General features: G+C 47.8%; 9 protein-coding genes. 1 reads left to right on the top strand and 8 read right to left on the bottom strand.

Annotation, left to right across the window (positions count from 1 at the left end; translation table 11 throughout):
- Window positions 1–139: 139 nt before the first annotated feature.
- The 3 genes from NSQ38_RS23690 to NSQ38_RS23700 form a co-directional block, all read right to left on the bottom strand.
- Complete coding sequence (locus NSQ38_RS23690) at window positions 140–1,144, bottom strand: helix-turn-helix domain-containing protein (protein ID WP_339784337.1); 1,005 nt, start codon at window positions 1,142–1,144, stop codon at window positions 140–142.
- A gap of 31 nt (window positions 1,145–1,175) precedes the next feature.
- Window positions 1,176–2,996, bottom strand: coding sequence for a histidine kinase (locus NSQ38_RS23695; RefSeq protein WP_339784338.1), 1,821 nt, complete (start codon window positions 2,994–2,996; stop codon window positions 1,176–1,178).
- A 247-nt stretch (window positions 2,997–3,243) separates the two neighbouring features.
- Window positions 3,244–4,011, bottom strand: a complete 768-nt coding sequence (locus NSQ38_RS23700; RefSeq protein ID WP_339784340.1) for a helix-turn-helix transcriptional regulator — start codon at window positions 4,009–4,011, stop codon at window positions 3,244–3,246.
- 152 nt (window positions 4,012–4,163) lie between these two features.
- Here NSQ38_RS23700 and NSQ38_RS23705 point away from each other — a divergent pair, with 152 nt between their 5' ends.
- On the top strand, window positions 4,164–6,413 hold the full coding sequence (locus NSQ38_RS23705; RefSeq protein WP_339784342.1) for an FAD-dependent oxidoreductase: 2,250 nt from the start codon (window positions 4,164–4,166) through the stop codon (window positions 6,411–6,413).
- Between the two features lie 143 nt (window positions 6,414–6,556).
- Here NSQ38_RS23705 and tnpA read toward each other — a convergent pair whose 3' ends face one another.
- The 5 genes from tnpA to NSQ38_RS23730 form a co-directional block, all read right to left on the bottom strand.
- On the bottom strand, window positions 6,557–7,030 hold the full coding sequence (tnpA, locus tag NSQ38_RS23710; protein ID WP_307536646.1) for an IS200/IS605 family transposase: 474 nt from the start codon (window positions 7,028–7,030) through the stop codon (window positions 6,557–6,559).
- Between the two features lie 203 nt (window positions 7,031–7,233).
- Entirely contained in the window at window positions 7,234–8,304 is a 1,071-nt protein-coding gene (locus tag NSQ38_RS23715; RefSeq protein WP_339784344.1) for a glycoside hydrolase family 88 protein, read from the bottom strand.
- A gap of 35 nt (window positions 8,305–8,339) precedes the next feature.
- Entirely contained in the window at window positions 8,340–10,847 is a 2,508-nt protein-coding gene (locus NSQ38_RS23720) for a hypothetical protein (protein ID WP_339784346.1), read from the bottom strand.
- A gap of 53 nt (window positions 10,848–10,900) precedes the next feature.
- Window positions 10,901–11,725: a carbohydrate ABC transporter permease gene (locus tag NSQ38_RS23725; protein ID WP_339784348.1), complete on the bottom strand. Its 825-nt coding sequence runs from the start codon at window positions 11,723–11,725 to the stop codon at window positions 10,901–10,903.
- Window positions 11,725–12,630, bottom strand: coding sequence for a sugar ABC transporter permease (locus NSQ38_RS23730; RefSeq protein WP_338594050.1), 906 nt, complete (start codon window positions 12,628–12,630; stop codon window positions 11,725–11,727). The genes NSQ38_RS23725 and NSQ38_RS23730 overlap by 1 nt, the downstream gene beginning before the upstream one ends.
- Window positions 12,631–12,693 lie beyond the last annotated feature (63 nt).

Here is a 12,693-nt window from a genome sequence, read left to right on the forward strand (position 1 = left end):
GTACCTTCCGTTACATCGTAGCAGGGACCTTGCTGGGTTCATAAGATACATATCCATGATTCGGATTGAACAAAAATACGGATTTATCCTTGCTTGCCTGAGCCCTCGGTACACATATTCCTTCTACTCCTCCTGTGAGTCACGAGCGATGGCGATACTGGCTGGGCGTGCAACCGGTCCAACGCTTGAATATTTTAATGAAATAATTATCACTTCCGAACCCTACCCGGTAACCAATCTCCTGTACGGGAAGGTCCGTCTCGCGCAAATATTCAGCCGCTTTCTCCATCCGTACCCCATGCAAGTAGTGAATCAGGGTATGGCCGGTTTTCTTTTTGAACAAAGCGCTCACATAATTCTCGCCCATCATCACATATCGTGACATGGATTTGACGGTAATGTCCTGGTCATAATGCTGTCCGATGTACTCAATTATTTTGCTAATCTCCGGATGCTTCACAACCGGCTCACGAACAGGTGTAAATGGAAGATCCGTATCAGACGGGGTCGCAGAAGAGACCGTAAGAGAATTAGGCAAAGCAGGCGTTGATGTGAGAACCGGTGTGGAAGGCGGCACTTCATGTTGATCTGTCTCTGTCCGGGCTTCAGCCGAAGCTCCCAGTTCCGCACTTACTTTACGCAGAGTATCACGCAGTGAATTTACACTCATCGACAGCTTCAGAATATAATTGGAAGCCCCGTATTCCATTGCACGGCGTACATATTCGAACTCCCCCATACAGGTGAGCATGACAAATTTGGTTTTTAACCCGGCCTGACGGGTCTGTTTGAGTAATTCCAGACCATCCATACCTGGCATGACAATATCGGTCAGCACCAGATCGGGTGTATCCTGTATAATCATTGCCAGCGCTTCGGTCCCGTTACCGGATTCTCCGATGACCGTGAAGCCCAGCTCTTCCCAGGAAATAATCTCTCGTACTGACTCACGTACAAATACTTCATCTTCTACAAGCAATACCTTCCACATGCCAGATTCCCCTCTCCAGTCGTGTAGGACATGTCTCAAAAACTCGCGAAGTGCATCTTTTACCGCCTTTTCGCCCCATGCTGCGTCACTTCCCCTTGACGTGCCCCGGCACGCCTGCGGAAAACTTCCTTGCTTGGAACGAAAATTCAGCAAAATCTGCTTCTTCGGAGTTTTCAGACACGCCCTAGTCTGACCGCTTCTGTACGTAAGGCGTCGACAATAAAAAAGGAATACTGAACCTCACTAATGTCCCCGGCTTGGTATCCATCACTTCAAGTTCACTTTGGCCTTTGAACAATAACCGCAATCGTTCCCTGAGGTTGGACAGACCGATCCCCGGACGCGTGCGGGTCGTCTGCTGACGCCGGGATTCCTCCATTCCAATTCCGTTGTCTGCCACCTCCAGCATCAGCATTCCTGTGTCTTGCTTATAAATTCCAATGCGGATCTGACCAAGCTGTTCCAGTGGCCCAACACCGTGGTGAATGGCATTTTCCACCAGTGGCTGCAAGCTCAGTTTGGGCACCAGCGCATATTCCAGTTTATCGTCAAATTCACAAGTCACCTCAAAACTATCCCGATAACGAATCCGCTGAATATGAAGGTAGGCTTGAACCAACTCGATCTCATCCTTCAGGTATACCAATTCGACCTGTGAATTCAGGCTGACCTCCAGTAGTTTGCCCAAGGAAACACACATCTCGGAGATCTCCTCATTCCCGCTGCGTATCGCACTCCATTTCATTGTATTCAATGTATTCAGGAGAAAGTGCGGATTCATCTGGGCCAGGAGCATATGAAAATGTACCGCTTCCTTCTGGCGTTCCTCCGCCTTGAGTCGGTTGATCATCTGATTGGCGTCATCCAGCATCGTATTAAACGTGCGTGTCAGTTCCAGTACTTCCCCACGGCTGCGGCCTTCGGGAATACGAATCTTGAGGTTTTTGCGAACAACCTCCTTCATCTTATTCTGTAAGTGTGACAGAGGGCGCGTGAACGTTGCCGAGATCATAAAAGCCATCACTACAAATGCTCCTGTGAAACCAAAAAAGGTCAGAAAGTAACGCTGTTTAAGCTCGGATATCTCTGTAAACAGGATGGAAAGGGGAATACGATTTACCATATACCAATCCAGTGATTCGATGTACACGTAGTTAATCAGCGTATCCGAGGCTGGATCGGTCAGATAAGCCTGTGCCGGATGAAGAGCTATTTCACGCGTAACTTCCGGGGAAAGCGCCGCTGTTTTGGATGAACTGGCTATGGTCTCTCCACTACCTGTGATAAGGTAATACTCCTGGTTACTCTGTGAATCCTTCAGCATGGTCTGGAACCAGTAGGAATAATCGATACTAATTCGTGCCAGCCCGTATCGCTTGCCGCCGCTATCTTTCATGTAAGCATACAGCGACAACAGATATGGGCTGGAGGATAACTCTCTAAGCACAGGGTTGGAATCCCGTGCATCCCAGCGATAGAAGAGTTCTTCCGGTTGAAGCGAGTGTGAATCCGCACCGCCTTTTGGAATGGTTATTTCCCCCAGACGTTCGCGGAATTGCTCCAGATAGGGGCCATAAGTCAGTGCTTTTTTGGGCAAATACGAAGTGTAAACGCTATCATAAAAATCCAGCAAGGTAAAGTACACCGAAGGATTATATAGAAAAAAACTGTTGTTGATCATTTTGAACTTTTCTTCCACCAACGACTTGTTCTCAAGCGGCGTGCGACTGTTCGGGGAGGTTAGCACACTTCTTACCGCAGAATCCTGTTCCAGAAAAATGAGCGTTTTGAAGGCAATGCTCATCTGGTCCTCCAGAGAGCTGTACATCTGGACTAGCTGCTCATGACTCTGCTCACTGATTTTCTGCTCGACCAGCGATTCAATTTGCTGATAATTGTAGACATTCAATGCACTGAACGGCAAGAGAATCAACACCACAAACGCACCGAACAGGCGGTATCTAAGCCGCTGTGGCAACCAACTTTTCCAATTTGGCTTCTTCATTCCTTAGTGCTCGCTCCCCTACAATTAATGACCCCATTATAGCACCTACCTGCCATTCACAGCCGGAGTCGAATGATTTGCATGGATTTGTGATATTCGTTGCCTACATCCATGTGAACTACACAGATATGTTCTATTCGTGTAGGAAAGAAATGAATGAATGAATGAATGAGTGAATGAGTGAATGAGTGAATGAGTGAATGAGTGAGTGAATGGATGGATGGCTAGATGGACGAGACCCTTTACCTCATACTTGATGTCGTCTCCGATACTCCGAGGGACTGATTCCTATGGTGGACGAAAATACACGACTCAGATAAAATCCGTTCTCGTATCCACATCTCTCGGCAATCTGCGTAAGGGTCAGACGGCTATCTGCCAGCAAGGCTTTTGCTTTTTTGAGACGAATCGCTTTTAGATAATCGGATGGTGTTTCTTGAAAGGCCTCCCGGAACCTTCGGGTGAGCTGAACTGGACTCAAAGCCAAATGTTCGGCCAACATTCGGAGACTGACCGCCTCTCCTGCCCACTCCTCCAACAACACTGCCGCTTCAGCCATGAGAGCATCCTCCGTGAACTTCGTTTCCATTAGCCTGCTCTGTCTGCGCTCCCATTGATACAGCCGCCACAAATCCAACATCAGATGAGTTTTCCATCCTTTTGTAGCCTCATCGTTGTCCTCGCTCGCCAGACGTAGGTAGGCATATGTTGAAGCCAGACGCTTTGTATCATTAATGAGAGATTTCCCTATTGGCGGCAGGAGACTCTCACCCTCTGCGGAGTTACAACGGAACAGCATATAGTGAAACGTCAGCGGGGTTACCGTCTCTCTGCGAAAAGGAACGTGGGGCGGACATAACACCAGATCAGCAAAACCCGCCTCTCCGCTCTGCCCGTCAATCTCGTAACGAAATACGCCCTCTTCAACGGCAAAGACCACCCAAGCGTCGTAGATATCTTCTGCCAGAGAAAATTCAGCTTTCTTCTTCCAGTAGATGTGATTAAGGAGGTCCATGACACACCTGCCTTTGTTATGAAATAAAGTATATGCTCGATGATAATATAGTGTATTTGAAAAGTAAATATATAGAACTAATATGAAATTATAGATATGAAATATGAAATCTGAGCTTAGGCTCATCCATATTCAATGAGAGAGGTGTTCATATGAAGCACGAACTCGTTAAACCGGATATCACCGTCATTGGGGGTGGGCTTGCTGGCGTATGCGCTGCCATATCTGCTGCCCGGCTGGGCCAACAGGTCGCTCTGGTGCAGAATCGTCCTGTGCTCGGCGGCAATTCCAGCAGTGAAGTACGCGTATGGGTCTGCGGCGCTACCGCCCATGGGATTAACCGCTATGCCCGCGAGACAGGCATCATGGGGGAACTGTTTGTAGAGAATCAGTATCGTAATCCAGAGGGCAACCCTTATTTTTGGGACTTGATCATTCTGGAAGCCGTTCGAGCTGAATCCAACATCAGCCTGTACCTGAACACGGATGTACATGAAGTTGAGGCGACTGGGGATGGCGAGGAACGCATGATCACCTCCGTTACCGGATGGATGATGGGTTCTGAGCGCAAAATCCGATTCGAAAGTCAGATCTATCTGGACTGTACGGGTGATGGATTGGTCGGCTTTCTGGCTGGAGCCAAGTTTGCACTCGGCCGGGAAGCCCGCAGCGAATATGGCGAAGAGTGGGCACCGGAGGTGGCTGATCAGATCACGCTGGGCAGTACACTTCTCTTCTATACCAAGGATGCTGGTGCACCTGTCCGTTATATCCCGCCTTCTTTTGCCAAGGATATTACACAGACCAGCATTCCGATTCGCCGGGTCATTCGCAGCGGGGATTCCGGTTGTCATTATTGGTGGATTGAATGGGGCGGTGAACATGACACTGTTCATGACAATGAGCTGATCCGTGATGAGCTGTGGTCCGTAATCTACGGGATCTGGGACTATATCAAGAATTCCGGCAAGTTTGATGCCGACCATATGACGCTGGAGTGGATTGGTTCTCTGCCTGGCAAAAGGGAGTACCGCCGCTTCACGGGTGACTATGTGCTCACCCAGAACGATATTATCAGCCAGCGGGAATTCCCGGATGCCGTTGCCTTTGGCGGCTGGTCCATTGACCTGCATCCCCCGCAGGGCATGTATGCCGAAGCGAGCGGCTCGAAGCATATGCATGCCGATGGCGTATATCACGTGCCGTTCCGCTCGTTGTATTCCGCAAATGTGCGGAATATGCTCATGGCCGGGCGCGACATCAGCGCATCACATGTCGCCTTCGGCACAACGCGCGTCATGGCCACATGCGCGGTCATCGGCGAAGCCGCGGGTACGGGCGCAGCGCTCTGCGCGTCCATGGGTGTGTCGCCGCGCGAGCTGCACGCGAGGCATCTGGCGTTGCTGCAGCAGACATTGCTGCGGCAGGACGCTTCCATCATCGGGGTGCGCAGCCACGATGAGCTGGATCTGGCCTGGCGTGCCAAGGCTACAGCCTCCAGCACGCTGACGGGCATTGCTCTTGAGCAGCCTGGCGAGACGTACCCGCTGGGTACGGATGTTGCCCTGCTGCTGCCTGTGCATCCACTGCTCAGCGGCCTGGAGCTGCTGCTGGATGCATCCAGCGATACCGCGCTGACGGTAGAGCTGTGGGATACGGGGCGTAAGGAGAACTACGTCCCGCATTCGTTACAAGTTACGGCGACTGTTAACGTTACAACAGGAACTGCGCAGTGGGTTAAGCTTCCGTTCGAATGGCGACCGGATGAACCGCAGAATGCTTTTATTATCATCCGCTCCAATAAAGCGGTCTCTCTCTACCATTCGATTGAAGCACATAGCGGGGTGCTGATCTTCTTCAGAACAGAAGAGAACCATGTGTCCAAAAATCTGGAGGATCACGCCACGGATCAGCCTGTTGTATTGTGGTCCATGCAGGGGTTGGCACGTCAGCCTTTCTGCTGTCGTACCCTCTCTGAGACTACGGCCTATTCAGCGGACAATACGATCAACGGATACCATCGCCCTTACGGCGGGCCGCAGCAGTGGATGTCGCAGCCGATGCAGTCTGGCAAGCCGGAATGGGTGCAACTGACATGGAAAGAGCCACAAACCTTGGCTGAATTGCACTTGACGTTTAATGATGATGTGAACGAGGACCTGGTTAATTTGCATCACCATCAGACTGTATTTCGTGTCATGCCTGAACTTGTGCGTGATTATCGGGTGGAGGTATTGAGTCCAGCTGGCGAATGGACACAAGTCGCAAGTGTTCAAGAAAACCATAAAAGAAAAGTTATTCATTCCCTGGATGTCCCTGTTTCAGCTCAGGCTCTGAGAATCATAATTGATACCACAAATGGCAGCAGATATGCCGAATTAATCGAGATTCGAGCTTACTAAAATCAGGACCACCCGTCCAACGGGTGGTTTGCTCTTGGGGTATAACCCCCTGTTGCCAAACTGCGCCTAAAGACGCTAGCCTGACAGCAGGGCTGTTCAGGCTCAGTGTTGTTTGTCACTTTCACTCACCAGTTAAACTGGTTTTACTTCTTTTTGCTCCGATTACTGCTGAATGGATCTTCGTATTCTTTTACACTCAGCTTATCTAACGCTTGATCATGTGCTTCTTGTTCACGAATATATTTTCTTACCGTTGCTTCATTTAGACCCACTGTACTCACATAGTACCCTTCTGCCCAAAACTTTCGATTGCCGTATTTATACTTGAGCTGGGCATGCTTCTCGAATATCATTAGCGAACTTTTCCCCTTTAAGTATCCCATGAACGTTGAGACAGCTATTTTCGGTGGAATCGCTACCAACATATGAACATGATCGGGCATCATATGACCTTCTATAATTTCTACTCCCTTGTACTTACATAGACGTCTAAAAATTTCGATTAAGTCTTTTCTCACTTGATTATAGATTTCTTTCCGTCTATACTTCGGGGTGAATACAATGTGGTATTTGCACATCCACTTTGTGTGAGCTAGGCTATAGCTCTTGTTTGCCATCTAAGACCATTCCTTTCACCCAGCCTGAACATCTCAATTTTATCGGAATGGTCTTAGTGGTCAAACCCTCGATTCCTCCACCCGCATAGCGGGTGGTTTTTTGTTTCGCACGTTACACGCACTCAACTGGCTAAAGCCATAAAAACAAAAAAGGAGGATACAGGAAACTGTATCCCCCATCCTCCGTACAAGTCTGCCTTCTTCTATTCGGCGGTTGGGACCCGCAAGCCCTCAATCAGGATAAACAACGTAAGTGCTTGTCCATAACCCATCGGACTGATCGCGATATCTTTATAAAACTGAGCATCCTGCCCCACAGGAGTACCATAGGACACCTGCTGTACGACTCCGTGATCATCAATTTGTTTCAACACCGCTTCAAGCGCACTCAAGCCATTATGGCGATAGGATTCATCCAGGTATCCATACCTGATTCCCTTGAGAATGCCGTATCCAATCGCTGCTGTTGCCGAGGTTTCTTTGTAAGAGGTTGGATCATCCAGCACAGTATGCCACATGCCATCCTCACCCTGAAGCTTGCTCAGTGCTCTGACTTGAGAGGTTGCTGTATCCAATAGATAGGCCTTCAGCCCGTCTTCGATCGGAATGATATTCAGGAAATCCATAACTCCCGCCGTATACCATGCATTGCCCCTTCCCCAATGAACAGCACCATAGTTATGATTTTCATTGAAATCCCAGCCATGATAGAACAATCCGGTTTTCTTGTTATATAGATATTTGATATGCACAAGGAACTGTCGTTTGGCTTCTTCCACCATGTCGGGTTTCTTGAAGTATACCCCTGCCTTGGCCAAAAATAACACCGTCATAAACAGGGTATCAATCAGAATTTGACCATCATTGGCATCTCCTGTGATCATATGTTGAAACGCACCATCTCCTGTTCGCAGCAGTCCATCCATGATCCAACTGCTCCATTCCTCACAGACCTGTTCGTACTCCCTGTTTCCGGTCAGCTCGCATAGTGAGATCAAAGTAAGGAGCGGAGCACAGGTGTTCACATTTTTTTCCGGTAACCCTTCCATCAGCCTTGCATTGTACCATGATTCCAGAAATTCCAGCACTTTAGGATCTTTCGTTGCCTCATGGAGTTGAAGCAAGCCATACAGACCAACACCTTGCGGCCATTCCCATAGATGTATGTCGATTAGTCCAATGGGAAACTGTTCATTGATGCTTGTGTTTTTCATAGACTCCATCGCTTGGGATACCTTGCTTATTCTCTCCTGCAGCACCATTTGATTCAGCATGTTGGTTATCACTCCCTTGGTTTCTTGCACACGATTCAGCGCTCCATGTCCAGTAACTTCAGTTGTCCCTTCACTCCATAACCTTCGTGTATAATTTCCTCTTCTTTAATAAGAAAAGGCTTGTTCATTCCCCATTGAATTGGACCATATACCGGGTCTGTTAGAGTGAGAGTTAAAGCTTGATTATCGAATTGCGGGCTTGCAGAACGAACTTGCTTGATAAAAGCGTCAAATGACCCGAATTGCTGTTCGCTTCCTGCTCTTATAATCCAGGCGTTACGCAAGCCAGGGGAAATAAGCTCACGCTCTCTTGTCACCCCGTTGCTCTCCATACTCATCCCGTTGGACGCATATATAGCTGCATAACCCTTATCCAAACGGGCAAAGTGCCAGTTCTCATGCCTTACCCATTCCGTGAAGGAGTGAGTAGGAAAATAAGCATGTGTCCAGTCAGAGTTGTTATCCGCAGGAATATCAAACATCATCAAAGCGATCCCCTCATGTTGAACAACATCGGGCAATATTCCATTCCCAGCCCAGAAGCAAGGTCGACCATCCCCATGCTTGTATATTTCTGCCGGATGATTCACCCAGATCAGCGCCTCAGGTGACAGAGATAAATGTTGGACATGCTCCTGATAACCTGGCTTGCCTGGACGGAAGCGAATGATGGAGGATAAGGAGTATTCCTTGGTCCGACAATGGTAGAGCTTGGCGTAACCTCCCTTGCCCTGCTGATTGGCGAACACCAACTGCTGATTGTCCCCAAGCAACAGATGCTCCTGATATGCTGCTGGAGGGCTGTAATCGGATAAACTCAAGGCAACATTGCTTATTGAATAATTGTTTACATTGCCAACGCCATAAGCGATCCAGCACATTGAAGTTGTTCCCGCTGCATAACTGCCCAGCAGTTCCTTCTCATAGCTGCGCCCAAACGTTGTGGACAAGACTCCTTGATGCATCTGAACGGTAATATAATAGAATAACAGGTCCATTGCCTTTTTGGCTTGCTGTCTGAGCTGTTCATTATGGGCAAATTCATAGATATGCAATAACCCAACCGCATCAATCGGAATGTATGCACTTGAATTCCATTCTGCCAATCCTTCATCCAAAAAGCGCTCAAACCATAGTGCAAGCCTTTGCTCTGCTTTTTGATGGTGTACTGCACCGGATTCACCACTGTTGCTGAACGTTTCATCCCCAAACAACTGTCCGGCTAACAGTTCATTGGTATGGAACAATAAGGCATGGTTCTCACTGAAGAACCACATCACATCATCGCCAGGTTCATCAATCCAATATCGATAGCCCAGAATACTTGTTTTCACCCGATCCCAGAACGATTCACTGAACAAACCGCTATTTCGTTCATCTCTCCATAGACGGAACAGCCCCACCAGATAGAAGTCACTGCAATCCTTCCGTTGCTCAATCCCTTCCACACCATCAAGCAAAATGTTCTCTGCTTCTTGCAGATTACCTCCTGTTTTGAGCATGGCGATCGCCTTATGAATATTGGGACTGCCTTTCTCGGCAATGCATCGCAGTGCCAGGGATTTGCGGTCTTCAATATCCACAGCTTGCTGAGCTGCCTCATCATAGCTGGTATCATAGGATTGGCAGCCAAATTTCTTGGTTAGTACAACATTTGATACTGAAATAGTCAGCGTGAAATATACGTAATGATGACCGAGTTGATTTGTATGTGCCAGGACCAGATCCGTTTCCTGTTCGGCGATGTGTATTGTTTTATTTTCGGTGCCATCAAAAAAATTACCATACTGAATATCAACCTCTCTAACGATATCCGGTAAGGGAAGTGGCAGCTTGAGCTTAATCTGCTCACCTCTGAAAAGATCCGAAGGAAAATAAGCCTGTTCGAGGGCTTCCTCTGCGGATTTTACAGACTCCGCCAAATGAGGAGCAATAGGCAGAGAAATCACTAATTCCTCGTCTCCTAGGTACTCCACCGCAAAAGCATACATCGTATCCCGCTCAGCCAGATCCTCCCAGCAGGCATAGATCTCATTGATTCCGGCTACAAGTTCAGCTTTAATAATGATTTCCTGTTCCTTGTTACGCGTGAGTGGTGCAAAGTCCGTCACCATTTCCCCATTCATCCACAACGTCAGACTGCCATAGGTCTTAATCCGCAAAGAGGCGGTATGAGCAGTCGGAGAAATGAGTCTTGTCGCCGCGTAACTGCGCAGATGTGTTGGCACAAACCAAAATCCTGATTGCTCCACCCGTGGATTATTCCAAGGAGAATACAGTGCCCAAGGCATTCCGTTTTCTTCTCCAACGAAGTCGTCTCCCGGGCTAGGAAACTCGCTCCATTGATCAAAAAATCGGTTCAGAGGCTGCGTCCTCCTATGTTCTACAAATTCCTTTCTGCATGGATTCTCATGAATGGCAAAACCGTCGATTAACCAATCATTAATATCTCCCTCCATCGTTGTTGGAACAAAGGCAACAGGTTTCGTATATATGCCGCTGATCATCCAATGATTAATGACCTGATTGTGACCTAATTTCATAGGTTTATAATTCAAGGTATCCATCCCACTCCGGGTGGTATCTGACATTCAACTCATCCTTTCATTCCTGAAGTAATCATACCGCTGACAAAATATCGCTGGAAAACCATAAAAACAATCAGTACCGGAAGCATCGTGATGACGGACATCGCAAGCAAACTTCCCCAATCCACGTTGTATTCACCAATAAAATTAGAGAGCGCAAGCTGAATCGTATATTTTGATGGATCACTAATCGCAATTAATGGCCATACAAAATCATCCCATCTCCACATGAAGGAGAAGATTGCAAGCACCGCAAGAATCGGCTTCGCTATCGGAAGAATAATGCTCCAGTAAATTTTCCATTCGCCCGCTCCATCCATCCGGGCAGCTTCCAACAGCTCGTCCGGTACGGACAACAAATACTGCCGCATAAGGAATACACCTGTTGGGGTTGCTGCTGGCGGAATAATAATCGCGAGTAGGCTATTATACAACCCCAGTGCGCTCAGCACCTTGAATATAGGGATCATAATGACCTCAATCGGAATCATGAGTGTTGAGACAAAAGCGATTAATATGATCGAGCTTCCGCGGAAGCGGTACTTCGCCAATGCAAAACCTGCCATGGAATTAATCAATAACAGTAGCAGCGTTGAGCTTACAGTTACGATCGTACTATTCATAAAATACAAGCCAAAATCGCCTTTACTGAATGCCTCCTTGAAATGCTCGAAGGTGATTGGCTGCGGCCATAGCTTTGGAGGGAAGCTGTACAAATCGCTATTCGTTTTCAAAGCAGATATCACGACCCACAGGACAGGCAGGAGCCACACCACTGCGGCAACACTTAACAGACTGTAGATGAAGATTTTGATCATAGGCTTCATTACCATTACGTAGCCCCTCCTTTCGATAGACGGAATTGCAGAGCCGAGAATCCACCAATAAGGATAAACAGTATCACCGACATGGCACTGGCCAGACCAAGCTCCTGTCTGTTAAAGCCAATCTCATAAATATATTGAACAATATAGGTGGTATCTTTGCCCGGACCACCACCTGTAAGCGCAAACATAAGTGGAAATGCTTTGAACGCGTCAATCAGAGTCAGCATAACAACAAGCAAGCTTGTGGGCTTCAACAACGGAAGCGTGATATAGCGAAACACCTTCATTCCCGTTGCCCCGTCCAAGCGGGCAGCCTCATAATAATCCGTAGGTATAGCCTGCAAACCCGCGATAAAAATGACCATGAAAAAGCCTGCACGTGACCATACTGTCGCGATGATTACAGCCGTATTTGCCCAAAAGGAAGAGGTTAAAAAGCCGACAGGTTCCACACCAACCACGGTTAACAGATGATTCAAAATGCCAAATGAATCTCCGAAAATCCACTTCCAGGTCAATCCTACGATAATGTAAGAAATCATGGTCGGCCAGTAAAATACGGCCCTGAAGAACCCGCGCATTCTAATCTCGCGTGCAAGTAGCAAAGCAATGCCTAACGCTGCTGCATATATTAGCGGGACAACAATTGCTGCATAAATCCCCGTTCGTCCGATGGTCGACCAAAATTCCCGATCTCCTATAATTTTGATATAATTGTCCAGCCCGTTGAACTTCATCGGGTTCAATCCATCATAGACATGGAAGGAATAATAGAGGCCCAATAAAGAGGGAAATACGATAAAAGTTCCAAAGATCAGGAGGTTGGGAAGTATAAACAGATAAGGAGCAATAACGAGCTTCCTGTTCTGTTTTGCCAGCGTATTCCTGTTTAATCGTTGTTCTTCACTCATCTGCTTGCCCCTTCCTTATCGTTATTCGAGAGGGAGGCTTTACAGGTATCGATAAGCCTCCGT

This window comes from Paenibacillus sp. FSL R7-0313, from assembly GCF_037969885.1.
Lineage (GTDB): Bacteria > Bacillota > Bacilli > Paenibacillales > Paenibacillaceae > Paenibacillus.